Origin of the sequence: Comamonas koreensis (genome assembly GCF_021026195.1) — a bacterium.
Lineage (GTDB): Bacteria > Pseudomonadota > Gammaproteobacteria > Burkholderiales > Burkholderiaceae_C > Comamonas > Comamonas koreensis.
The window spans coordinates 1-24,889 of the sequence record NZ_JAJNCT010000004.1 but is presented as its reverse complement, the minus strand read 5'-3'; the positions used below and the strand labels follow the sequence as shown (position 1 = coordinate 24,889).

Annotated in this window: 22 protein-coding genes; 2 read left to right on the top strand and 20 right to left on the bottom strand. The window is 59.3% G+C overall.

The window, feature by feature from the left end:
* The first annotated feature begins 44 nt into the window (after nt 1–44).
* Nucleotides 45–1,037, top strand: a complete 993-nt coding sequence (locus LPW39_RS01770; protein WP_230770824.1) for an SGNH/GDSL hydrolase family protein — start codon at nt 45–47, stop codon at nt 1,035–1,037.
* Nucleotides 1,038–1,139: 102 nt separating this feature from the next.
* Here the strand turns inward: LPW39_RS01770 and LPW39_RS01765 are convergent, their stop codons facing one another.
* On the bottom strand, nt 1,140–2,003 hold the full coding sequence (locus LPW39_RS01765) for a pirin family protein (protein WP_230770822.1): 864 nt from the start codon (nt 2,001–2,003) through the stop codon (nt 1,140–1,142).
* A gap of 144 nt (nt 2,004–2,147) precedes the next feature.
* On the opposite strand from LPW39_RS01765, the gene LPW39_RS01760 reads away from it, so the two are divergent.
* On the top strand, nt 2,148–3,059 hold the full coding sequence (locus LPW39_RS01760) for a LysR family transcriptional regulator (RefSeq protein WP_230770820.1): 912 nt from the start codon (nt 2,148–2,150) through the stop codon (nt 3,057–3,059).
* 50 nt (nt 3,060–3,109) lie between these two features.
* Here the strand turns inward: LPW39_RS01760 and LPW39_RS01755 are convergent, their stop codons facing one another.
* The 19 genes from LPW39_RS01755 to LPW39_RS23495 form a co-directional block, all read right to left on the bottom strand.
* Entirely contained in the window at nt 3,110–3,961 is an 852-nt protein-coding gene (locus tag LPW39_RS01755) for an amidohydrolase family protein (protein WP_230770818.1), read from the bottom strand.
* A complete protein-coding gene (gene ssuD, locus LPW39_RS01750) occupies nt 3,958–5,109 on the bottom strand; it encodes an FMNH2-dependent alkanesulfonate monooxygenase (RefSeq protein WP_230770817.1) in 1,152 nt (383 codons plus the stop codon). The genes LPW39_RS01755 and ssuD overlap by 4 nt, the downstream gene beginning before the upstream one ends.
* Before the next feature lie 119 nt (nt 5,110–5,228).
* Nucleotides 5,229–5,846 carry an NAD(P)H-dependent oxidoreductase gene (locus LPW39_RS01745; RefSeq protein WP_230770815.1) on the bottom strand — a complete coding sequence of 206 codons (618 nt, stop codon included), beginning with the start codon at nt 5,844–5,846 and terminating at the stop codon, nt 5,229–5,231.
* A gap of 124 nt (nt 5,847–5,970) precedes the next feature.
* Nucleotides 5,971–7,245, bottom strand: a complete 1,275-nt coding sequence (locus LPW39_RS01740) for an acyl-CoA dehydrogenase family protein (protein WP_230770813.1) — start codon at nt 7,243–7,245, stop codon at nt 5,971–5,973.
* On the bottom strand, nt 7,242–8,075 hold the full coding sequence (locus LPW39_RS01735; protein WP_407928771.1) for a MetQ/NlpA family ABC transporter substrate-binding protein: 834 nt from the start codon (nt 8,073–8,075) through the stop codon (nt 7,242–7,244). Before LPW39_RS01735 ends, LPW39_RS01740 begins: the two co-directional genes overlap by 4 nt.
* Nucleotides 8,076–8,101: 26 nt before the next feature.
* Nucleotides 8,102–8,908, bottom strand: a complete 807-nt coding sequence (locus LPW39_RS01730) for a MetQ/NlpA family ABC transporter substrate-binding protein (protein WP_230770811.1) — start codon at nt 8,906–8,908, stop codon at nt 8,102–8,104.
* 25 nt (nt 8,909–8,933) lie between these two features.
* Entirely contained in the window at nt 8,934–10,292 is a 1,359-nt protein-coding gene (locus tag LPW39_RS01725; protein WP_230770809.1) for an LLM class flavin-dependent oxidoreductase, read from the bottom strand.
* A 50-nt stretch (nt 10,293–10,342) separates the two neighbouring features.
* Nucleotides 10,343–11,206 (bottom strand): MetQ/NlpA family ABC transporter substrate-binding protein, encoded by an 864-nt coding sequence (locus LPW39_RS01720; protein WP_230770807.1) that lies wholly within the window; start codon nt 11,204–11,206, stop codon nt 10,343–10,345.
* Nucleotides 11,207–11,226: 20 nt separating this feature from the next.
* A complete protein-coding gene (locus LPW39_RS01715) occupies nt 11,227–12,672 on the bottom strand; it encodes an LLM class flavin-dependent oxidoreductase (protein WP_230770805.1) in 1,446 nt (481 codons plus the stop codon).
* A complete protein-coding gene (locus tag LPW39_RS01710; protein WP_230770803.1) occupies nt 12,672–13,928 on the bottom strand; it encodes an SfnB family sulfur acquisition oxidoreductase in 1,257 nt (418 codons plus the stop codon). The genes LPW39_RS01715 and LPW39_RS01710 overlap by 1 nt, the downstream gene beginning before the upstream one ends.
* A 72-nt stretch (nt 13,929–14,000) precedes the next feature.
* Complete coding sequence (locus LPW39_RS01705) at nt 14,001–15,263, bottom strand: SfnB family sulfur acquisition oxidoreductase (RefSeq protein WP_230770801.1); 1,263 nt, start codon at nt 15,261–15,263, stop codon at nt 14,001–14,003.
* Nucleotides 15,264–15,352: 89 nt separating this feature from the next.
* The gene (locus tag LPW39_RS01700; protein ID WP_133855220.1) at nt 15,353–16,015 is read right to left on the bottom strand and encodes a methionine ABC transporter permease; all 663 of its coding nucleotides are present in this window, start codon (nt 16,013–16,015) and stop codon (nt 15,353–15,355) included.
* A complete protein-coding gene (locus tag LPW39_RS01695; protein ID WP_230770799.1) occupies nt 16,005–17,195 on the bottom strand; it encodes a methionine ABC transporter ATP-binding protein in 1,191 nt (396 codons plus the stop codon). Before LPW39_RS01695 ends, LPW39_RS01700 begins: the two co-directional genes overlap by 11 nt.
* A 24-nt stretch (nt 17,196–17,219) precedes the next feature.
* Nucleotides 17,220–18,038: a MetQ/NlpA family ABC transporter substrate-binding protein gene (locus LPW39_RS01690; RefSeq protein ID WP_230770797.1), complete on the bottom strand. Its 819-nt coding sequence runs from the start codon at nt 18,036–18,038 to the stop codon at nt 17,220–17,222.
* A gap of 52 nt (nt 18,039–18,090) precedes the next feature.
* On the bottom strand, nt 18,091–18,903 hold the full coding sequence (locus LPW39_RS01685) for a MetQ/NlpA family ABC transporter substrate-binding protein (RefSeq protein ID WP_021026289.1): 813 nt from the start codon (nt 18,901–18,903) through the stop codon (nt 18,091–18,093).
* Nucleotides 18,904–19,730: 827 nt separating this feature from the next.
* Complete coding sequence (locus tag LPW39_RS01680) at nt 19,731–20,201, bottom strand: hypothetical protein (protein WP_230770796.1); 471 nt, start codon at nt 20,199–20,201, stop codon at nt 19,731–19,733.
* A gap of 112 nt (nt 20,202–20,313) precedes the next feature.
* Nucleotides 20,314–20,610 carry a hypothetical protein gene (locus LPW39_RS01675; protein WP_230770794.1) on the bottom strand — a complete coding sequence of 99 codons (297 nt, stop codon included), beginning with the start codon at nt 20,608–20,610 and terminating at the stop codon, nt 20,314–20,316.
* Between the two features lie 652 nt (nt 20,611–21,262).
* Nucleotides 21,263–21,583, bottom strand: coding sequence for a hypothetical protein (locus LPW39_RS01670; RefSeq protein ID WP_230770792.1), 321 nt, complete (start codon nt 21,581–21,583; stop codon nt 21,263–21,265).
* 3 nt (nt 21,584–21,586) lie between these two features.
* Nucleotides 21,587–24,829, bottom strand: coding sequence for an RHS repeat-associated core domain-containing protein (locus LPW39_RS23495; protein WP_330166582.1), 3,243 nt, complete (start codon nt 24,827–24,829; stop codon nt 21,587–21,589).
* Nucleotides 24,830–24,889 lie beyond the last annotated feature (60 nt).

Genomic DNA, 24,889 nt, shown 5'->3' with positions numbered 1-24,889 from the left:
GGATCAGCCTCGCTACACTACGCTCTACTTACTGGAGAACTCACATGGCAGCAAATTGGATGCGCCGTACCGTGTTGACCGCCGTGGCTGGTGCCTCGGTGGCCATGCTGGCGGCCTGCGGATCGAGCTCAACGGCGGACGCGATTCGCCCCGACAGCATCGTCACCTTTGGTGATGCAATGTCCGACCTGGGCCAAAACCCCAATGGCCGTCCCTACTCGGTCAGCAACGGCAGCTACAACAACTGGACGCGTGAAATCGCCTACCGCTATGACCTGACGCTGACTGCAGCCAAGGACGGCGGCACCGCCTACGCCTATGGCAATGCCCGCGTGTCCCAGGCCGATGCGACCGGCGTGACCAATGCCCCCTCCATCACCGCCCAGATCGACAGCTACCTGGCTGCCAACCCGACCTTCGGCAGCAAGCAATTTGTGCTGATGAGCGGCGGCATGAGCGACGTGATTGCCGGCTACAACGAATACGCCGCCGGCACCAAGACCCGCGACCAGTACCTGGCTGACATGACCACCGCCGGCCAGCAGATGGCAGCGCAGGTGCGCCGTCTCAATAGCGCTGGTGCCCCCCGTGTGCTGACCGTGGGCACGCCCAACCTGGGCCGCACCCTGTGGGCCACCACGCTGGACAACGCGCAACCCAGCGCCGATCCCAAGCCCTCCAACACGCTGGAAGCCGCGACCACCGCCTTCAACAACGGCCTGCTGAACGCCTTGTTTGGCCTGTCGGGCACGCAAGTGCTGTACGCCGACGTGCAGTTCTACTTCAACTCGATGACCGGCAACCCCGGCAGCTACAGCTTCACCAACAGCACCGATCCAGCCTGCACCACCGCAGATGCCACCAATGGCCTGAACATTGGTCTCAACCAGATCAACTCGTCGCTGTGCACCGCAGACACCCTGGTGGACGCCTCCAAGGTGGACCAGTACCTGTTCTCCGACCTGGTGAACTACACGCCCCAAGCGCACCGCCGCTTTGGCGACTGGGTCTATGACCGCATGAAGGCCAACTGGTAAGCCATCGCCTTTTCAGCGAACTACACCGCAAAAATGGACACCGAGGTGTCCATTTTTTTATGCGCTACCGAGAGCCCGAATAGCGCAGCTCAGACCCGCCGATCAAGCCTGCATGCTGCCAAACTTGCCGCTGTTGAAGTCATTGACGGCCTGCACGATCTCCTGCTGGCTGTTCATCACAAAGGGGCCGTAGCCAACGATGGGCTCGTCGATGGGCTCGCCACTCATCAGCAGCAAGGCGACATCGCCATTGGCCTCCAGGCTCAGCTTGCGGCCTTCCTGGGCCATCACCACCAGCTGCGCCTCGCGCGCCACATCCTTGCCGTTGACCAGCACGGTGCCTTGCACAATGGCCAGCGCGGTGCTCCAGCCCTCGGGCAGCTCCAGCTCCAGCTTTTCACCGGCCACCAGGCGCAGATCCCAGACATGCATCGGCGTAAAGGTCTTGGCGGGGCCTTGCTGACCTTGGTAGTCGCCGGCAATCACGCGCAGCTGGCCGCCACCGGGCAAAGCCACCGCAGGGATCTGCGATTGCACGATGGCCTGGTAGCCAGCGGCTGCGCCCTTGTCCTTGGCAGGCAGGTTGACCCAGAGCTGCAGCATGCGCAGCTTGCCGCCCTTGGCGGTGAACGCTGGCGAATGGAACTCCTCGTGCAGAATGCCGGCGCCGGCCGTCATCCATTGCACATCGCCGGGACCGATCTCGCCGCCCTGGCCGGTAGAGTCCCGGTGCGCCACCTCGCCGTCATAGACGATGGTCACGGTCTCAAAGCCCCGGTGCGGGTGCTGGCCCACGCCACGCGGTGCGCTGGCAGGTGCAAATTCAGCGGGGCCGGCAAAATCGAGCAGCAAAAAGGGGCTCAATACCTTGCCGTGGCTCTGGTAGGAAAACAGTGAACGCACAGGAAAGCCGTCGCCAACCCAGTGCTGGCGGGGTGCGTCTTGGACATGCAGTACGTTTTTCATCGGGGATTCCTGTCTGGCCTCCAAGCTAGGTGTCGGAAGGCTGTACCGTTATTGTGGGGTTGAAACACTGGAGGCGGTAGACGGCATAATTCGCCTTGATAGTTCTATTTCCTGAACGATAAAGACCATTCAGCCGAGCGCCCCATGCAGCAATTTGACCTCAACGACCTGTTCTATTTCGTCCAAGTCGTCGACCACGGCGGCTTTGCGCCTGCCGGGCGCGCGCTGGGCATGCCCAAGTCCAAGCTCAGCCGCCGCATCGCGCTGCTGGAAGAGCGCCTGGGCGTGCGCCTGCTGCTGCGCTCCACGCGCAAGTTTGCCGTGACCGAGCTGGGCCAGACCTACTACCAGCACTGCAAGGCCATGCTGGTCGAGGCCGAGGCCGCGCAGCTGAGCATCGATGCCGTGCAGTCGCAGCCCCGGGGCGTTGTGCGGCTGAGCTGCCCCATCACCTTGCTCCATGAGCTGGTCGAACGCATGCTGACCGACTTCATGGTCATGTACCCCGAGGTAACGATCCAGCTGGAGGCCACCAACCGCCCCGTCGATGTGATTGGCGAGGGCTTTGACCTGGCGATCCGCGTGCGCACCATGCCGCTGGAGGACAGCGACCTGTCGGTGCGCATGCTCTCGGTGCATGCCCAGCACCTGGTGGCCAGCCCTATCCTGACCGCACGCCAGGGCATTGTGCGCAGCCCCGCCGATCTGTCGCAGTGGCCCAGCCTCTGGCTGGGCTCGCCCGAGCAGCAGTTTGTGTGGAAGCTCGAACACGACAGCCTGCCCAGCATCCAGGTGACCCACACGCCGCGCCTGATCACCACCGACATGGTGGCGCTGCGCAGCGCGGCCATGGCCGGCCTCGGTGTCGTGCAGTTGCCGATGATCATGGTGCACGAGCAGCTGGAACAAGGCACCCTCGTCAAGGTGCTGCCCGAATGGGGGCCGCGCAAGGAGGCGGTGCATGCGGTATTCGCCTCGCGCCGGGGCATGCTGCCGGCGGTGCGGGCGCTGATCGACCATCTGGCGGCCGCATTTGCAAAAGTGCCCGGCTGCTGATGCGGCCGGGCACTGTGGTTGCAGCGAGAGCGATGGCTTTCCAGCGCTGATTACAGCTTCAAAATCCGCGCCGCATTGCCATGCAGCAGCTTGGGCAGCACGGCCTCGTCAAAGCCCAGTGCCAGAAAGTCGTCAATGCTCTGGCGGATGGGGCGGAAGGGGTAGGACGAGCCAAACAGCAGCTGGTCGCCCAGGAACTGGTTGGCGGCCTGCACATAGGCCTGGCTGCCGGGCTGGAACACATACATGTCCGGCACCAGGTAGACATTGGCATAGCGGAAGGCCAGGCCAATGGCCTCCTGCACGCGCGGCCAGTAGCCGTGGTAGACGACCAGCGGCAGATCGGGAAAGGCCTGCGCCACCTTGGCCAGGCGTGCCGGGTCGTTGAAGCTCGGGTCCGGCGTGGTCGGGCCGCTCATCAGGAACAGCGGCACGCCCAGTGCCTGCGCACGCTCGTAGATCGGCCAGTAGACAGGGTCATCGGGGTGGCGGGCGGGGTCGCCAAAGCCGGGCTCCAGGTCGATGCCGCGCAGACCCAGCACCTTGATGGCACGCTCGATCTCGTCGAGCGCCGCCTGCTCGCCCTGCAGCACCGGGTCGACCCCGGCAATGCCCAGCAACTCGCGGTGGCCATGCACGATCTGGTGGATGGTGTCGTTGGGCAGGTGCTGCGAAGGCGTGTGCCGCCCCACGACCACCGCCTGGCTCAGGCCGGCATCGCGCACTGCCTGCAAAAAGCCGTCCTGGGTCAGCGATTCCTCAAAATGCGTGTCGCTACCGCGCGTGCCCACGCGCCGGTTCAGCCAGCGGGCGGTGTCATGCTCGGGCGAGCCGGGCGTTGCGCCAAAAAAGTTGTGCAAGAACGCTGGCCGGCAGCGCATATCGATCACGGGCAGGCTCATGAGGCCGACTCCTTCCATTGTTGAACACCACGAACATCAAACGCGCCGCCGGTCTGCGAGCGCGCGGTGGTCACGCTCTTCTTGCCCATCAGCGGAAACACCAATTCGGCAAAGCGGATCGACTCCTCCAGGTGCGGGTAGCCCGACAGCACAAAGGTATCGGCGCCAATCTCCATGTACTCGCGCAGGCGCTCGGCCACGGTGGCCGCATCGCCCACCAGCGCGGTACCGGCACCACCGCGCACCAGGCCCACACCGGCCCAGAGGTTGGGTGCCACCTCCAGTTTCTGGCGGTTGCCGCCATGCAAGGCCGCCATGCGCGCCTGGCCAACCGAATCCATGCGCGCATAGTTCTGCTGCGCCTTGGCAATGTCGTCGTCGGTCAGCTTGCTGATCAGGCGATCGGCATCGGCCCAGGCCTCCTCATTGGTCTCGCGCACAATCACATGCAGGCGCACACCCAGGCGCAGCTGGCGGCCGGCAGCGGCGGCACGCGCCCGGATATCGGCAAACTTGCGCGCCACGGCCTGCGGCGGCTCGCCCCAGGTCAGATAGGCATCGACATGCTTGGCCGCCAGGTCATGGGCGGCATCGGAGGAGCCGCCAAAGTACAACGGCGGATACGGCTTTTGCAGCGGTTCGAAAAAGTTCTTGCCCTGCTTGACCTTGAAGTACTTGCCCTCGTGGTCCACCGTCTCGCCGGCCAGCAGGCGCCGCCAGATGCTCAGAAACTCATCGGCATAGGCATAGCGCTCGTCGTGGGCCAGAAACACGCCATCGGCCTCCAGCTCGGTGGCATCGCCCCCGGGCACCACATTGAGCAGCAGGCGCCCGGCCAGCGCCTGGTCCAAGGTAGCGGCCTGGCGCGCGCTGGGCACCGGCATGCCCAGCGAGGTGCGCAGCGCCACCAGCAGCTTGATGCGCTGGGTGACCGCCACCAGGCTGGATGCCACCACCCAGGGGTCCAGGCAAGAGCTGCCGGTCGGAATCAGCAGCCCGTCATAGCCCAGGTTCTCGCTGGTGGTGGCAATGCTGCGCAGGTACTCGGGCGTGGGCTGGCGGCCAAAGTCCGAGGCACCCAGGTAGCGGGTGTCGCCGGACGTGGGCAGGAACCAGAACAGCTCCGGCGGGGATGAGGTAGAGGCCATGGCAAAGGGTCAGGGAGGCTGCAAGGCAAGGGGCGTGCAGCAGACGCCGCAGGGCATGCTGCGCCAGCCCGCCAGCAGCGTATGCAGGCGGGTGGCGTTTAAAAGAAGCCTGAACGCGCTCAGGCGGCCTGGCGCTCCAGCGCATGCAAGGCCGGCTGGCTGCTGCGCTGGCTGTGCGCCAACGCGCTCAGCACCGGCACGGCCAGGTCCACGGCCAGTGCGATGTGCTTGTGCAGCGCTTCGCTGACCACCACACCGTTCTGGATGTCTTCGGGCGTTGCATAGACGCCGATCGGCAAGGTCAATGCCGAGAAGAAGCCAAACAGCGGGCGCAGCTGGTGGTCCAGCACCAACGAATGGCGTGGGCTGCCACCGGTCGCGGCCAGCAGCACGGGCGTGCCCTGCAGTGCATGCTGGTCCACCAGGTCAAACAGGTGCTTGAGCAGGCCCGGCAGGCTGCCCCGGAACACGGGCGAGCCGACGATCAGGAAGTCCGCCGTCTCGATCGCCTCCAGCGCATCACGGGCCTGGGCGGACAGCGCATCCTTGTACAGCACCGGGCCAATGTCGACCACCAGATCGACCAGGTCGATATGGCGCACATCCAGGCGCACGGCCTGGGCGGACTGGCCCAGGGCCTGGCCCAGTTGGAGGTGCAAGCTGTCCAGCAGGCTGCGGGTGCGCGAAGGCTTGCCCAGGCTGCCATTGACGATGACGGTTTTCAAGATGCGGCTCATGTTCATTCCAGTCGTTCACACGCAAGGGTCCAGGGCCCGGCCTATCCGGGTCGCTGCCTCCAGCGTCAAGACAACCATTACAACCACTGCGCCGCCTGAGGCCAAGGAATGAAATCTCATGTTCTTATGCGTTTTTTGCTGCGAGGCCCACTTGCCAGAAGTAGACCGGCTCCGCGCCATTGAGCAGCATGTCGCCCACCGACTTGGCCTTGTAGATGACCGGGTTGTGCGAGGCCAAGGTGCGGGCATTGCGCCAGTGGCGGTCCAGCCGCAGGCCCTCGGCCAGCGCGCTCGATCCGCCCACATCGAACATGCGGGTTGCCGCCTGCAGCACCGCATCCACCACGGCCACCTGGGCCTGGGCCGCACGCAGCTCCAGCGCGTCGAGCTGGGCCTTGTCGGCGCGCGCCTGGCCCGCCTCGGCACTGCGCAGGATCGGGCCCAGCGCCTGGGCCACATCGCGCACCACCAGCTCGCTCATGTAGGCGGTGCTGGCCAGCTGGCCCACGATCTGCTGCACCAGCGGGTCGTCCTTGGGCAAAGCCGCTGCGCCGTGGCTGAACACGCGGCGGCGCCCCTGCACATAGGCCAGAGTGTCGCGGCTGAGCGCGCGGGCAATGCCCGCCAGGCTCGCCAGGTGGAACAGCTGTGCAAAGGCCACGATAGGCGAAGGCTCGCCGGAGCGGAACTGCAGCACCGCATGCGCGGGCACCTGCACATCGCGCAGCACCGTGGTGCCCGATCCGGTCAACCGCTGGCCAAAGCCGCGCCAGTCATCGAGCCGCTCCACGCCAGGCGCATCGCCCGCCACCAGCGCATGCACCGTCTGGTCGGGCTGGCCCGGCACCACCGCGCGCGCCAGCACGCTGATCCAGTCGGCATACAGGCTGCCGGTGCTGTAGAACTTCTGGCCGTTGAGCCGCCACTGGCCAGGCGCCGCTGGGTCGGGCACCAAGCTGGTCTGCAGGCTGCCGACGGCCCCCTCGCCCACCTCGGTGGTGGCGTTGCCAAAGGTGGCGCCCTGGGCCACCAAGGGCAGCCAGTGGCGCTGTGCCTCGGCCGTGCCTTGGTAGAGCACGCGGTCCACAAACAGAAAATGCGGCCGCAGGATCTGGGTCAGGTTGGGGTCGGCCTCGGCCAGGTCCACCAGCAAGGCCACGAGCTGCTCCAGCGACGCGCCGCCGCCGCCCCAGGCCCTGGGCAGGCGCAAGGCGGTAAAGCCGCTGTCCCGCAGCCATTGCAGCGGTGCATGGGCCAGGCTGCGGCTGTGCTCGCGCTCGGCCGCCCCTTCGGCAATGCGTGCAAACACCGGCGCAAAGCGCTGCTGCAGATCAGCCAGGCTCGGGGGGCTGGCATCGCTCGCCTCGGGCGCCTGGCGTGTCAATGTGGCTGCAGTCATGGTGCGGCCTTGGCGGTGTTCTTCCAGGGCAGCGAATAGAGCTTGGCGTCATCGGCGAACGAGGCGCTGATCTGCTTGGCGACCGCAGGCGATGCCTGGTAGAGCTGCACGAACTGCGCAATGCGCGGGTCCTGCTTGCGGTCACTGCGGGCCACAAAGCGGATGGCATAGTACAGATCATCGACGGTGGAGTACAGCAGCGCGCGGCTGGCCAGCTCGCGCTGACCGGCATTGACCAGGTGGGCCGGATAGCCCTGGGCCAGTGCCACATCGTCAAGCGCACGCACCAGTTGCGGGCCCTCCACCTCCAGCAGCTTGAGCTTGCGTGGGTTGCTGACGATATCGTTCACGCTGGCCTTGGCGCCCACACCAGGGCGTAAGGTGATGAGCCCGGCCGTTTGCAGCAGCAACAGGCCCCGGGCCTGGTTGACCGGGTCATTGGCCACCCCCACCGAGGAGCCGGCCGGGATGTCAGCCAGAGACGCATACTTTTTGGAATACAGGCCGATATTGGGCAGCAGGCCCACACCGACGCTCTCGATCTTGTAGCCCCTGTCGCGGATCGCGTTATCCAAGAAGGCCTGGTGCTGGAAGTAGTTGATATCGATATCGCCGGCATCCAGCGCAGTGTTGGGCGTGGTCCAGTCGGTGAACTCGATCACCTGCACATCGAGCCCGGCCTGGCGGGCCTCCTTGGCGGCGACTTGGACCGAATCGGCCAGCGAGCCAGGGGTGACCCCGATCTTCAGCGGGGCAGCCACGGCACTGGCTACTGCCATGGCGCAGGCGCCCAGCGCCAGCAGGTATTTTTTCAGCGCAAACGTCATCATCGTCTTTCTTCCTGTAGGTAGCGGTATCACTTCAGCCATGGCAGGCTGTAGAAGCGGCTTTCATTGGCGTACGAGGCATGGATCTGCTGGCGCACCGCCTGGGATTGCTGGTAGATATCGATGAACTTGCGCACCCGCGCATCCTTGACGTTGTCGGCCCGGGTGACAAAGTGGATGGCCCAGAAGGCATCCGATCCGACGCTGTAGTACAGGCCCTGGCGGGCGGTCTCCAGCTGACCCGCCTGCAGCAGGCCGCCCAGGCTGACGACGGTGATGTCGGCATCATCGAGCGCCCGCGCCAGCTGGGGCCCGGCCACCTCGATGAACTTGAGCTTCTTGGGGTTGCTGGCGATGTCGTCGATCTGGGCCAGCTGCGGCGCGTTGGCGCGCAGGGTCACCAGGCCCGCATCGCGCAAGGTGGCAATGGCACGCGCCTGGTTGGAGGTGTCATTGGCCAGCGCCACGCTGGCGCCCGTGGGCAGGCTGTCCAGGCTTTTGTAGCGCTTGGAGAAGATGCCGATATTGCCCCTCGAGCCCACGGCCACGGCGCGCAGGTCCTGGCGGTTTTCGCGGTTGAAGGTATCGAGAAAGGCCTGGTGCTGGTAGTAGTTCAGGTCCAGGTCGCGGTTGACCAGTGCGGTATTGGGCAGGGTCCAGTCGGTGAACTCGACGACCTGCACCTCCAGGCCCTGGGCCTTGGCCTCGCGCGCTGCAATCTGGGCTGAATCGGCCAGCGAGCCGGGCGTGACGCCGACGCGCAGTGGCTGGGCCTGGGCGGCGCCCAAGGTGGCGAGCGACAGCAGCAGGGCTGTCAGAGCGGGGAAAAACTTCATGGCTGCTTTCAAAAAATCTCGGTGCTTATCGGCGCTGCCGCGCGCCGGGGTGGTTGGCGGGCAGACCATCGCCACGGCCAAACAGCTTGTGGCGCAGGCTGCCCTCTTCGTAGCGCGTGCGGTAGCGGCCCCGGTTCTGCAGCTCGGGCACGGCCAGGCTGGCAAAGTCCTCCCAGGTCTCGGGCACGACGATGCGGGTGAGATTGAAGCCATCGATCTCGCCGACATCGATCCAGCGCTCCAGCGCATCGGCCACCTGCTGCGGGTCGCCGACGATGGTGTTGTAGCGGCTGCCCAGGCTGAACTGTTCGAGCAGCTTGCGCCGCGTGGTCAGGCCCTGCTGCTGGGCGGCCTGCACCGCCGACTGGATGGCATTGCCCTGGCCGTAGACGATGGGCTCGTCCAGGTCGTACTGCGCAAAGTCCACACCGGTGCTGGCGGCAAAATGCGCCAGGCCGCCTTCGGCACTGGCATAGGCCAGGTAGTCGGCGTATTTCTCCTCAGCCTCGGCCTGGGTGGGCGCCACCACCACGGCTGCGCCTACATAAATCTTGATGTCATCCGGCCTGCGCCCGGCGGCCACGGCGGCCGCTCGTAGCTTGCGCGAGGCATCCCTGGCCGCCTCTGGCGTGCGCGCACCGATAAAGATGCCCTCGCCATGCTGGCCGGCAAACTGCAGCCCGCGCTGCGAGGTGCCGGCCTGGAACAGCACCGGCGTGCGTTGCGGCGATGGTGCGCTCATGTGGATGGCATTGGCGCGGTAGAACGGGCCCTCATGCACAACAGGGTGCACCTTGTCCGGCAGGGTGTGGATGCGGCGCGCCTTGTCGGCGATCACGGCGCCGTCTTCCCAGCTGCCTTCCCAGAACTTGTAGGCCAGCGCCAGAAAGTCATCGGCACGGTCGTAGCGGCTGTCATGGTCGGCCAGGCCGTCCTGGCCCAGGCCGCGCGCGCCGCTGTCCACATAGCCGGTGACGATGTTCCAACCGATGCGGCCATTGCTCAGCTGGTCCAGGGTGGTCACATCGCGGGCAAAGGTGTAGGGCTGGTGCGCGTTGACGGTGGCGGTCAGGCCAAAGCCCAGGTGCTCGGTCACCGCCGCCATCGCTGACACCAGCAACCAGGGGTTGTTCACCGGCAGCTGGACGGCCTCGCGCAGGGTCAGGTCCACCCCACGCTGGTAGACGTCGTAGTAGCCCACCACGTCGGCGATAAAGATGCCGTCGAACAGGCCGCGCTCCAGCAGCTTGGCGATGTCGGTCCAGTACTTGAGCGTGTGGTACTGGGTGGACTGGTCGCGCGGATGCGTCCACAGCCCGTGGTGGATATGTCCCACGCAGTTCATGTTGAACGCGTTGACATGCATGTGTTTCTTGTCTGTCATGGCCGGTGTCGGTGAAGGAGCTCAGGGAACGCGGAAGGTCGGGCGCAGCATCACCATGAGGGGATGACCACGCCGTTGAAGGCCTGCTGGATGTAGCTGCGCACCTCGTCGGTGCGGTAGGCCGCCACCAGCTGCGGCACCCAGGGCGAATCGCGGTTTTTCTCCTGCACTGCTATCAGGCAGACATAGGGGCTGTCCCCGCCCTCGACCAGCAGCGAGTCCTTTGTGGGATTGAGCCCCGCCTTGTAGGCATAGTCGGCATTGATGGCGGCCAGCTCCACATCGTCCATCGCGCGCACCAGCATCGGCGATTCCAGCTCGACAAAGCGCAGCTTGCGCGGGTTGTCTGTTATGTCTTGGGTCGAGGCAAACACGCCCTTGATCGGATCGATGCCGGGCTTGAGCTTGATGAGGCCGCCCTTCTCCAACAGCAGCAGCACGCGCCCGCCATTGGCCGGGTCATTGGGCAATGCAATCTGGGCACCCACCGGCACATCCTCCAGCCGCTTGTAGCGCTTGGAGAACAAGGCAATCGGGCCCACCCAGGTGCGGCCAAAGCCCACCAGCTTGTAGCCACGCGCACGGATCGCCGCCTGCAGGAAGGGGCCGTGCTGGAAGCTGTTGGCATCCAGGTCGCCCGCATCCAGCGCGGCATTGGGCATCACATAGTCGCTGAAGGACACGATCTCGATCTTGAGACCATAGTCGCGCTCAGCGACCTTTTTGACCGCCTCGAACACCTGCTCATGCGGGCCCGAGGTGACCCCCACTTTCAGCACCTTGGTCGTCACCGGTACCGCTGCCTGGGCGGTGCTGCGCCAGGCCCCGGTGGCCAGCGCGGCGCCGGCCGCCAGCGACGAGGACAGAAAACGCCGGCGTTGGCCTGGCAGCGGAGAAGAGGGGTTCTGGGACATGGGGAGTTCCTGGTTGGCGATCAGGCCAAGGCCTGGGCGTATGGCGTAGAGAGGGATGGCGATGCCTGGGCACCACCGCCTTGGACGGACTGGCGAAACTGCTGCGCATGGTGCTGGGCTGGCAGGCGGTCGCCCTGGCCAAACAGCTTGTGGCGCATGCTGCCGGGCGCATAGGCGCTCTTGTGCAGGCCCCGCGACTGCAGCTCGGGGACGACCAGGTCGATAAAGTCGCCAAAGCATTCGGGCACCACGGTGCGGGCCAGGTTGAAGCCATCAACGCCGGCTTCCTCGACCCAGGACTGCATCTCGTCGGCAATCTGCTGGGCATCGCCCACCACGGTGGCATAACGCCCGCCCAAGGCCAGCTCATCGATCAGGTCACCCAGGCGGTAGTCCTCGCGGCCATTGGCCAGGCGCTTGATCGAGTTCTCGATGCCATTGCTGCGGTGCTGCTGCAGCAACGGGGTGTCGCGCTGGTAGGTGGAGAAATCAATGCCGGCGGTGGCAGACAAATGCGCCAGCGCAGCCTCAGGGCTGGCGTAGCGGCAGTACTCTTCGTACTTTTCCTGGGCCTGGCGCGTGGTGGCGCCCACCACGGGGGTCATGCCCACCAGCACCTTGATGTCGCCCGGCTGGCGGCCGGCGCGCACGGCCTCTTCGCGCAGCTGGCGCACCAGCGCGGCGGTGGCGGCCTTGTCCTGGATGGCCATGAACACGCATTCGGCATGGCGCGCTGCAAACTGCAGGCCCCGGCCGGAGCTGCCCGCCTGCAGCAGCACAGGCGTGCGCTGCGGCGATGGCTCGCTCAGGTGGTAGCCATCCACCTGAAAATGCGGGCCGCTGTGCTGCACACGCCGCACCTGCTGCGGATCGGCATAGACGCGGCCTGCCCGGTCGCGCCGCACGGCGCTGTCGCTCCAGCTGCCTTCCCAGAGCTGGTAGAGCACGTCCATGAACTCATCGGCACGGTCATAGCGCGCATCGTGCGCCAGCTGTTGCCGCTGGCCCATCGCGCGCGCGGCCGAGTCCAGGTAGCCGGTGACGATGTTCCAGCCAATGCGGCCCTGGGTCAGGTGGTCCAAGGTAGAAAAGCGCCGCGCCAGCAGATAGGGCTGTTCGTAGCTCAGGTTGACGGTGACACCAAAGCCCAGGTGCTCGGTCACCGCGGCCATCGCGGGCACCACCAGGGTTGGGTCGTTGATCGGCAGCTGCACCGACTCGCGCAGGGTCACATCGACCGACTGCTGGTAGGTGTCATAGGCGCCAATGATGTCGGCGATAAAGAGGCCATCGAACAGGCCGCGCTCCAGCTCCTTGGCCAGGCGGGTCCAGTAGTCCAGGCGGTGGTAGTCGCTTGATTGGTCGCGCGGGTGCGTCCACAGCCCATGGTTGATATGGCCCACGCTGGCCATGTTGAAGGCATTGAGGATGATGGGCGCCCGCGCGCTGGCGGGGGTGCTGGCCATCACAGTGCTCCGTGGCGCGGGGGCAGCACGCCGCTCAGCGCATAGTTGCCGATGGCATGGTATTTCCAGCGCACAGGGTCATGCAAGGTATGGGTGCGCACATTGCGCCAGTAGCTGTCAAAGCCATGCTCGGCAAAGGTGGCTGAAGTACCCCCCAGCTCCAGCAGCTTGTTGGCCGCCAGCAGGCCAGCCGTATGCGCCAGCGCACGTGCCTGCGCCACAGCGACGGAGGCAGCAGCCACGGTATGCGCCGTGGGCTCCTGCTGCGCAGCATCGACCAGCCTGCCTGCGCGCCGCAGCAGCGCCCGCGCGGCATGCAGGCGCAGCTCCACATTGCCCAGCGCCTGCAGGGTCAAGGGGTCATCGCTGGCCTGCGCCACGCCGGCATCCACCCAGGCGCGCGACTGGCTGCGCACAAAGGGCAAGGTGGCGCGCAGCGCGCCTTCGCCAATGCCCAGGTCGATGGCGGCATGGATGATCTGCGCAAACGGCCCGATGGTGCTGGGGCTGTCAAAGCTCGATTGGAATGGCACGATCCAGGCCTCGTCGATGGCGACGTTCTCCAGCAGCACCGAGCCGCTCCCGGTGACCCGCTGGCCCATGCCATCCCAGTCGTCGATCACCGTCACGCCTGGCGCAGTGCGCGGCACAAACACCATCACGCTGACGGGGTCCTTACCTTCGTCGATGACCTGCATGGTCTGCACCGGAATCCAGTGCGCAAAGATGGCGCCGGTGCAGTAGAACTTGCGGCCATTGAGCACCCAGCCCGATGCGCCCCGCTCCAGCCGCGAACGGCGGCGGTAGTCGCGGTGGCCGATCTCGGACAGCGCATTGCCAAAACGTTCGCCCGCCTGCACCCGCTCGTAGAAAAAGCGCTGCTGGGCCTCGCTGCCCCCCACGCGCAGCACCTCCAGCGCATAGAAATGGTTCTGCGGAATATGGCCCAAGGAGCCATCGGCCGCAGCCACGGTGGCGATCAGCTGCGCCACCGTCCAGGCGCTGGCCTGCAGGCCGCCGTAGGCGCGCGGCACGGTGATGGCCCAGAGGCCGCTGTCGCTGTAGGCCTCGATTTCTGCCCAGGGCAGGCGGCGCTCGCGGTCGCGCAGCACCGCATCGCCGGCCCAGGCATCGGCCAGCTGTTGGGCTTGTTGCAGGGCGGCCTGCTCGCTGGCAAACACGGGCGGGCGCTGGCGCGGTGCGGGGGCGGGTGCTACCGGGTTGGCAGCGGCGATCACAGGGGGAGAGGTAGTCATGGTGCTTGCTCGGCGGCGGGGCGGCAGCGGGCTGCCGGCCTGCGCATCAAAGTCGTTGTGCGGTGCGGTGGCTCAGTTCCACTGGTGGCGGCGCGGTGCGCGGCCATTGAGCAGGTAGTTGCCCAGCAGGTGGTATTTCCAGCGCACCGGGTCGTGCAAGGTATGCACGCGGGCATTGCGCCAGTAGCGGTCCAGGTTGTAGCCGGCGCGGGCCGATGAGGTACCGCCCAGCTCCAGCAGGCGCTCGCTGGCGTTCAGCGCGGCCTCGGTGGTCAAGATCTTGGCGCGCGCCACCGCAACCGATGCCTGGGCGCTGCTCTCGTCCGTGACGGGTTGCGCAGCCAGCGCATCGAGCTGCTGCGCGGCATCGAGCAGCACCTCGCGGGCAGCATCCAGCTCCACCTGCAGTTGGCCAAACTCCTGGATGATGTAGGGATCCTGCCAGGCATGCTCGACACCCGAGTGCACCCAGGCACGGGTCTTGTCGCGCACAAACTGGCGTGCCTCGTCAAACGCGCCCTGGGCAATGCCCATGTCGATGGCGGCCTGCAGAATCTGCGATACCGGGCCGGACAGGGTCGGCCGGTCCTTGAGCGCATGCAGCGCAATCACATCGCGCGGCTCGACCTCGACATCCTTCAGCACCACACCACCGCTGGCAGTGGTCTTCTGGCCAAAGGCGTTCCAGTTGTCGATGATCTGCAAGCCCGGCGCCGTGCGCCGCACCCAGACCTGCACCGGGCGCTGCGCCTCATCCTCGGCGCGGAAGGGCACCCAGTGGGCGAACAGCGAGCCGGTGGAGTAGTAGCGCGTGCCGTTGACCAGCAGGCGGCCATCGGCCGTCCGGCGCAGGCTGGCGGTGGCATCGCTCAGCTGGGCGGCGCGGCCCTTGCGCTCAGGGCCGGCATTGCCCAGGCGGTGGCCGCTCAGCACATCGGCAAACCAGCGGCTTTGCTGCGCGGGGCTGGCGGTATCGCGCAGGTTCTGCACCAGCGCAAAGTGGTTCTGTGGAATCTGGCCGAGCGAGGCATCGGCTGCGCTGATGCTGGCAAACACCTGCACCACGGTGTGCCAGCTGGCCTGCAGGCCACCATGGCTGCGCGGCACGGTGATGCCGCCCAGGCCGCTGGCGGTGTAGCGCTCGATCTCGTCCCAGGGCAAGAGGCGTTCGCTGTCGCGCCGGGCCGCGCCACCGCGAAAGCTCTCGGCCAGCGCGGCGGCCACTTGCAAGGCCTCGGCCTCGCTGCGGATCTGCGCGGGCTGGCTGGGCGGCAAAGGCAGGCGGGGTGGGGAATCGGCGGGCAACGCTGCGCCCTGGGCAACCGCTGAAGTCATTCGGTGCTTTCTGAAGTGGTTCGGAGAGAGAAAGGCCAGAGACGCGCCCTGGCCTGCAGACCACGGCAGGCTGCCGTGGTGGGCCGCGCTCAGCGGCTGCGCAGCCAGTGCGCCACGCGGTCGCCGGCGGTCTGCACGATGGTGACCAGCGCAATCAGCACCGCAATCACGATCAGCATCACCTGGGTGTCAAAGCGCTGGTAGCCGTAGCGGATCGCCAGGTCGCCCAGGCCGCCCGCCCCCACCGCGCCGGCCATGGCCGAGGAGCTGATCAGCGCCACCAGGGTGATGGTGAAGCCGCCGATGATGCCGGGCAGGGCCTCGGGCAGATAGACATGGCGCACGATGTCCCACTTCTTGCAGCCAATCGCCTGCGCCGCCTCGATCAGGCCGGGATCGACCTCGCGCAGGCTGACCTCGGCAATGCGCGCAAAGAACGGCGTGGCGCTGATGGCCAGCGGCACAATCGCCGCCCAGACGCCAATCGTGGTGCCGGTGACCAGGCGCGTGAACGGAATCAAGGCCACCAGCAGCACGATAAAGGGCGTGGCCCGGAAGCCGTTGACGACGCTACCGACAGCGCGGTTGGTGCGTGGCGACTCCAGAAAGCCGCCGGGGGCCGTCACGATCAGCAGCACGGCCAGCGGGATGCCCGCCAGCAGCGCGATACCGGCCGAGGTGGACACCATGATGAAGGTGTCGGCCAGCGCCTTCCAGTAGCGGTCGATGGAAATACTCAGTTCAAACAACATAGCCCAGTACCCTGATTTCATGTGCAATGGTGGCGGGGCCTTGCGTCAGCGCGGCCCAGTCGTTGCGGGCGGCAGCACCATCGATGGCGATGATGAGCTGGCCCTGGGCATGGCCCTGGATGCGGTCCACACCGCCGTGCAGCAGGCGCACCTTGGCGCCCAGTGCCTCGGCAATGCGGGGAAAGTCCGGCTCCAGCCCGTCATGCCCGCTGTAGCCCAGCTGCAGTACTTGCTCAAATTGGCCGGTGCCGGGCGCTTGTGGTTGCAGGCGCTGCTGCAAGTCATCGGGCACGCCATGGAGCAGCGGTGCCAGCAAGGCCTGGGTGGCGGCATGGCGCGGGTTGCCAAACACCTGCCAGACCTCGCCCAGCTCGGCAATCTCGCCCTTCTCCAGCACCAGCACCTGGTCGGCAATCTCGCGGATCACGCTCATCTCATGGGTGATCAGGATCACCGTGATGCCCAGGCGGCGGTTGATATCGCGCAGCAGCGCCAGGATGGCCTGCGTGGTCTCCGGGTCCAGCGCCGAGGTGGCCTCGTCGCAGAGCAGGATCTCGGGCCGGGTAGCCAGCGCACGGGCGATGCCCACACGCTGCTTTTGCCCGCCGGAGAGGCGGCTGGGGTAGGTCTTGTGCTTGTCCTGCAGGCCGACCAGGTCGAGCAGCTCGGTCACCCGCTGCTGGATCTGCGCGGCAGGCACACCGGCCACCTTGAGCGGCAGGGCCACATTCTCAAACACTGTTTTGGCCGACAGCAGGTTGAAGTGCTGAAAGATCATGCCGACGCGGCGGCGCAGCTGCACCAGACCGGCTTCATCCAGCGTGCCGATGTCGACACCATCGACCAGCACCTGGCCGCTGCTGGGCGCTTCCAGCCGGTTGATGGTGCGCAGCAGGCTGGACTTGCCCGCGCCGCTGCGCCCGATGATGCCGAAGATGCTGCCGGCGGCAATGTCCAGGGTGATGTTCTGCAGCGCAGGCACCTCGCCCGCCGATGAGCGGTAGACCTTGCCCAGATCGCGGAACACCACGGTGCCCAGCGGCGCAGCTGGGGCCTGGCCCTGGCTGCCTGCGGAGGCCGATACAGGCGCATTCACCCGCACACTGCGGCCGTCTGCCGCAGGCTCAGCCTCGGCGCGGAACTGCCTGCGCAATACATTGGATACGGCTGAAAGGGCCATGTGCTTCTCCTGCGGTCGCTGCCCTTACCAGGGCAAGGTGTACAGCTTGGGGTCGTTGTTGAACTGCTGGCTGATGGCCTGCTTGACTGCCGCAGAGTTCTGGAACACCTGGACAAACTTGCGCAGCTTGGGGTCGTCGGCGCGGCTGGCCTGCGAGACAAAGCCCATCGCATAGAAGCGGTCTGCAATGCCCGAATACGCCAGGGCCTTGCTGGCCTGTTCCTTCTTGCCGGCGCTGACAAAGTAGCTCGGCCAGAGCACGGCCAGGTCCACATCGGGCAGCGAACGGATGAGCTGCGGGCCCTCGACTTCGTAGAAGCGCAGCTGCTTGGGGTTGTCGGTGACATCGGCCACCGTGGCGCCAGGCGCATCACCGGTGCGCAGACGGATCAGGCCGGCCTTTTGCAGCAGCGCCAGGCCCCGGCCCTGGTTGACCGGGTCATTGGCAATCGCGACCTTGGCCTTGGCCGGCACATCGGCCAGCGACTGGTAGCGCTCGGAGTAGATGCCGATGTTCTGCAGCAGGCCCAGGCCGACAAACTTGAGCTGGTAGCCGCGCTCCTTGATGACGTTGTTCAAAAAGGCCTGGTGCTGAAAGAAGTTCAGGTCCACATCGCCGTTGTTGACGGCCTCGTTGGGCACCGTCCAGTCGGTGAACTCGACCAGCTCCACATCCAGGCCCTGGCTCTTGGCATCGGCAATCACCGCCTTGATGGCATCGGCCGTGGCCCCTGGTGTGGAGGCAACGCGGATCTTGTCCGCTGCCTGCGCCAGTTGCCACCCTCCCAGCATGGCCGCTGCTGCAATTGCAGCCACCACGCGTCTGTTGATCTTGTTCGTCATGTTTTTCTCGCTTGCTTTTCTTGTGGGATAAGGGGTCGGTAATCCGCCGCGCTTACTTCTTCAGCCAGGCCAGCGTGTAGAGCCGGTCGTCATTGCTGAAAGACTTTTTGCTGACCGTGCGCACGGTCTCGGAGTTCTGGTAGATGCGGATGAACTTCTGCACCACCGGGTCGTTGACCCGGTCCTTCTTGACCACGAACTGGATCGCGAACTGTTGGTCCTCGATGCCCGAATACGCCAGGCCGCTCGATGGATCAAAGGCCTTGGCCGCCACGATGAAGTGCGGGTAGCCCTGGGCAATATCCACATCGCCGGTGATGCGCACCAGCTGCGGCCCTTCGACCTCAACAAAGCGCAGCGACTTGGGGTTGCTGGCAATGTCGTTGATGGAGCCCAGATAACCAACACCCGGCTTGAGCGTGATCAGCCCGACCTTTTGCAGCAGCAACAGGCCCCGGCCCTGGTTGACCGGGTCACTGGCAATGCCCACCTTGCCGTTGTTGGGCACATCGGCCACGTTCTTGTGCTTGAGCGAATACAGGCCCACATTCGCCAGAATGCCAGTGCCGGCGCTGGCCAGCGCGTAGCCATTCTTCTTCACGGCGTTGTCCAAAAACGGCTGGTGCTGGAAGTAGTTGATATCGATATCGCCGTTGTTGACTGCCACGTTCGGCGTGGTCCAGTCGGTGAACTCGATTACCTCTACATCGATCCCCTGGGCCTTGGCATCCTTGGCCGCCGCATTGATGGAATCGGCATAGGCACCGGGCACGACAGCGATCTTGAGCTTGTCTGCCGCCACAGCCGGCAGCACCGCCACAGCAATGGCAGCGGAGATCAGCACACGCTTGAAACTCTGAAACATGGGACGTCTTTCTGGAGGTAAAGACTGCGCCATCACATGGCGGCAGCAGCAACGAAGCCTCCATTGGAGCTTTCGGGCTGGCTTTGCACCACGAAGAATTTCAAATATGGATATGAGAAGTCTGTGCTGGGGGGCTTAAGCGCTCAGGCTGGGATGCCTTCCGTCAGAAAACATGGGTGGGGTGGCCGATGAAGTCGAGGATGGTCTTGTTCAGGCGGTGCTCTTTGGAGTGCCTTGCGGTGGTTCTAACGCGGGCTCGCTGTGATCGGCGCTGGATCTCTGCTGGGGTCAATGTTGGAGAGGGGGAAGGGGGTGCTTCATCCGCTTTGGTGAAGCGGCGATGGGACGCATGCTTGAGCTGAAGTTGGGTGAGCGCGGAATTTGGGTATCAATCCCCATCTGGCCCTTTCATCGCACTAAAAACGCTTTACAAGCTGGTAGCACCCGAACTGCATCCTAGATGGTGAAAGCCTTGTACGTAGGCCTGTCGATGACTTTGTAGGCAGCATCGCTGGTATGTGGGAGAGCCCCAAATTACACCTTGATGTTCAGCACAGCAATAATCTTGGGACCAACAAACCAAAGAAAAATAGTTATCGCGAATCTCGCCCAGGCGGATTCAATCCACCAAGCTATTAACTCAAACCCTAAAAATGCCTCGCATAAAAAGACAATTAATAGAAAACATGCATGTAACACACTGACTACCTGGAGTCTTTTGAAAAATGTCAATTCGGAATAAGCGCTCATTCAGTGCCTCTGACGTCTTGATTCTCCTCATTTATTTATCTATTTCATCATCACTGCTAAAGCAAACTCCAATTTTGTCATCGAGCATTTTGTGGGCACAAAAGCTTAGCGGCTTTCACCTTCTCATAAAAGCCAGAAAAATCATATACCTCTTGGTCAAATTTATTTTTTACGAAAAACATACTTTTAACATTCAAGACGTTAAACATACCTAAGTAGCCATAAGAGAAGAAATATTCCCCACCAACTTTCCTCAAGAAAACAACATAATGGCTTTCAGTGGGAACTGGATTATTAGCGTTTTTTACATTTAGTCTCATTGAATATTTTGAAGAGTTGCCTACTATGTTTTTAACTACAGTGAAGTCATATACAGAATCTTCAATTTCCTCAGAAACTTTTCGATGCACTTGCACTAACGCAACTTCATCCGAAGTGCAAACCACATCGGAAAAATTTATGGCAGGAGGATAAGAAGCAAAAGCCTTCGCAAAAACCCAAAAGATCATAATCAATCCGAATTGCATTCGCACCAATTTCTTAGCCAAAAGTCAATCATTTCTGAGATCAATTTTCCCAATGAGCAAAATTAATAATTTCGCAATATTAATATTCGTAAAAAAAAATAAAACCAATCCGATATTTGTTATTTTTCATAATTTACAACCCACGATACACATGAACAACCTCCAGCTTATTATTAATCAGAAAAGTCGACTCGCCACCTGGTTGCGCTGGAATTAAGGCATAGGCCACCACAAATCCGCAACCATCTCTCATTATATCAACAGTTAATTCATCAGGATCGACATCTCGATCAAAACCACGATTACGGCCATAATTATTAAAAACTTCTAACGCGATTTTTTTATCAATTCTCACTGGATCACATTTATCTACAGAAGTACACCCAAAGAGAGAAGATGAAAAGAGTATTAAAAACAACCAATTAATCATGAAACTATATATTAACAAGCAGTTGGATTTGCATTATTAAAAACACAACACCCTCTTCAAGCATTATGAAAGACCTGAAAAACAAAACCACCAACTTGGCTTTAGACACCTTAAATGCTTACGCTTTTCTCCTTAAGCACATTTTTAGATTTATCCATAATTAGTGCTGCAACCATCGACTGGAGCTTATCGCTCCTCCGATATACGCCTCATCGAGCATTTGGCTTAATTCAAACTTATACTTTGTCATTCCAAATTGGCGAATCAAGTAACAAACCAATGTTATCGAATACTCTTCGATTTTTAAAGATTATTATCTTAGCTTCAGACAGAAACTAGTATCTTAATTTGCAAAGCAGGAGAGTACCTCATAGAACTCTCGACGAGCTAAACGATGCGGCACTGGAAATTATCTCGATACCTGTACTTAAGAATTCCGCAATATTCAGGATGTCGAAACGCATTTTGACAAATAATTCGGACAGTTTGGCTCTTTCAGAAAGATTATGAACTTGATTGCAGAAGAAAACTATCCAGCGGCTTCTAACAAAATCGCTTTCTCAGCAAAATTTATGCTCAAGATTCTATCTCATTAAATAATGGCAAGAGGCTATACACTTAGAGATCCTCATAAGAGTTCAATCATAATAATTCATTTACCCACACTCACATCTAAAATGCTCAGATCTTTATCTAACTGGACAAAAAAATGCCCAAGACCTGCATGTGGCTTAACCCAAAAAATCATTACATTCACTCCCTCAACACAGTCAAGGCCGCTATATCTATAGTTATTAATATCAAAAACGGATTTCACTTCACGCCTCCAATATTGATCTAATTCAGAAAATACCTTACGCTCCACAATTTTAGCATCTAATTTCACATCATTGCATAGTTGATATTGTTCAACACCCCGCGCAGCGCAACCAGATAATGCTAATGAGCACAACAAAATAATATATAAAAACATGATTTAGCTATTGGCTTGTCGACAAGCAGACTCCCCTCGAAATTTCGCCTGCCTTTTCGCTTTCTCAAGAGCACCGATACAAAAATCGGCCTTGCATTTATACTTCTCTAGGCATGCGAATTCAACACCATATGCCCTACATTCTGATTTTTTTACATCATCTATTGTCATCCCTCCAACTTTAAGCTCACCACATTTACCTGAACAGTTGGTAATCCCATCAGCTATATGGCTTCTCTCATGTTCCAGCGTGCAGTGATACACGGCATCATAACCCTCATGCCCTATCTCATCTGTTCTTCTTCTAGCACACGGAACTTGGCTACCATCGCAGCAAATTACTAGGCCTTCAACGTCTCCAGGCAATACGCCGGTTCCTCTAGAGCTTTGATAAAAACCGGCAGCTTCAGCATCTGAGCAGCATTGAACTTCACTTCGTTGGGTACACCCGGGACACTCGCGCTGTGCAGCTAATCCATATGGATCGATACTATTAACAGGGTCATTTTTAGCATACGAATACAAATTTGGCCCATCAGCAAGACCGATAGGATCAGGCTGAATATAGCGACCTAGCTGCGGACTATAATATCTATTGTAATTATAATAAAACCCTGATTCTTTATCATAGTATTGTCCTGGAGCCCTAAAATTAAAGGATTCTCCACTCAAATTAATTTCCTCGACCTCGCCAAAACTTGTACTTGTCAAACTCCATGAAATCTTTCCGCTCTCGTCAAAAGCGATAATTGGCATGCCATTTTTCTCCCTAGAAAAATAGCTATAGCTGTAGCCATTATCAGCCAGATCGGCTTGCCATAGCAGACTACTTCCATACGCTCTGTTCGGCTCCCAACCGTACTTCTTTAAAAGCACTCCCGCCGAATTTATTTCTCCAATCAGTTCATCATTAGCATATACATAATATGTATCATGATTGCCAGAATTATCTATTTTGGCAACTCTCCTGCCAAATACATCATAATAATATTTGAAATTAAAATTATTATCACTATATCCAGTTAACCTTAAAGACGCATCATATGTTAGACGCTGGGTTTTTTCAGCACTCTCTATTTCTTCGATTGCTCCGAAATCGTTATTCCTTATTTCCGCTGAAGAATAACCTTTAAAACCCGTCAGCTTATTAAAATCACCATATGAGAAATTTATAGTTCCCAAAGAGTTGAATTTGCTTACGATATTACCCAGCCCATCATAGCTATAAGTCTCAGAATGATTCCCACCTTCACTAATTTTATTGAAAATTACTCTCATAGAATCATCATATTCAAAAGCACTAGCAACACTAATTTTTATTGAATTTGAGTCTATTTTTGTCTCTTTTTTTGAAATTAAACCAGCATCATTGTATTGATAACTATCCGAAAATATCTTTAAATCCGATCCATCCTGAGTCAAATATTTCTCTTTTGTTCTAAAAAAACCATCGTACGTTATTTTTTCATCGAAAACCGGAAATTTAATTACTTGCGGATACATCCAACTATGATTGGACCACTGAATACCACCTTTTTCATCAGGAATAGAAATATGACTCAAATACTCTTTACTGTATTTGTATGTTTGAAAGGTTTTATCAGGATATTGCAAACTAGTTAATTTACCATCTTTATCGAATTTGTTTTCAATATTTATATCAATAGGTTTTACAGAAGTGTGAAACGTGGACTTTTCTGAAATTACATTCCCATTGAAGTCTCTTGCATAAATCGTTCCAAAGGAGACATTGCCGCTGGAATCATATCTATGATATTTTTTCATTCTTCCATTTACATCGAAATCAATTTCATAGAGCGAGTTTTCTTGAGGTTTCTTCTGATTGAAATAACCGATATGAGTTTTTTGATCCAATTGATCATATCCATATTCAATATACTCATCGCTATTTAAAATCTTTTTAACCAGTCTACCTTTCCCATCGTATTCATAAATATAAATACCATGCCCTCCTGACTCCTTTACCAAGAGATTGTTTTTATATTCATAACCATATGAATTACCGCTGGAATCTTTTACTTCTACAACATTATCAAGGGAGTCATATTTATATTCTAAAATATAACCATTTTTATCTTTGTAGGATTTTTTTCTTCCAAGCTCGTCATATCTCCAGTACGAACTCACTCCATCCTCGATCTCTTGAATTTTTTGACCAAGCGGATCATATATGCTTTCAACATTAAAACTAACTCCGTCGTGGTCAGTTTTTATTGTGCTCACCACTCTTCCAAGCTGATCATATTTGTATAGATCTTTTAGGCCTGCAGGATACATTCGACTTTTTATTAAATTTGAACCATCTGAAATTTCTGCCAATATATAATCAAATGAAATCTGATTGCCAGACAAGTCTGATTTTTCAATTAAACGCCCCATTTTGTCATATTTATAATATGTGACAAGACCCTCAGGCGATTTTATTTCGGAAAGCAGCCCTGTCTCATTGTATAACCTTTCAAAATCTCCACCGTTATAATCCGTGCTATTTAATATTTTACCGCTGGCGTTATATTTATATTCTTTAGACGATCCATCAAATGTCTTAAGCTTCAATACCCTACCCACTGCATCATAATCAACTGATGCAATATTATTTTTTTTATTTTCAAATGTACTTACCAATCCATTCGCTAAATAAGAGTACTTTTCCACAAACCCCAGAGCATCTTCTTGAGATTTTAAATTACCAAGCAGATCATATTCAATATTAGTCCATCCTGTACTAATATTATATTTTCTTAAAACAAGCCCATTTTTATCATATTGGAATTTTTTTAAGTTTATTTTTTTATCTTGAATTTTGGAAAATAGATCTATTGATAAAATATTTCCATATAGATCGTAGTTATACTCAGTCGATCGCTCCACTGGAGAACCCTTAGCCTCAAAGAATTTCGAAGTCCTTCCTTTTTCGTCATATTCCCATGTGCTAATTACTCCAATCCTATTTTCAAAACTACTCAGTTTTCCAAACACGGGCTCATACGTGTACTTCTCCACGCTGCCATCGGGGTGGGTGATTTGCAGCGGTTGGTAGTTGCTGTCGTAGGTCGTGGTGGTGCTGTAGCCCCGGGCGTTGGTGTACTTCTGTTGGTAAGCGCCGTCCCATTGGTTGGAGGCTGCCCTTTTGCCGTTGAAGGTGCGGCTGAGTTCATTGCCTTGCAGGTCGTACTGGGTGACGGTGGCGTTGCCTCTGCAGTCGGTGTAGGTGACTTCAAACACCCGGCGCTCGCGCAGGTAGTTGTTGGCGCCCGTGGATGCGCAGCCGCTTTGCCCGTCGAA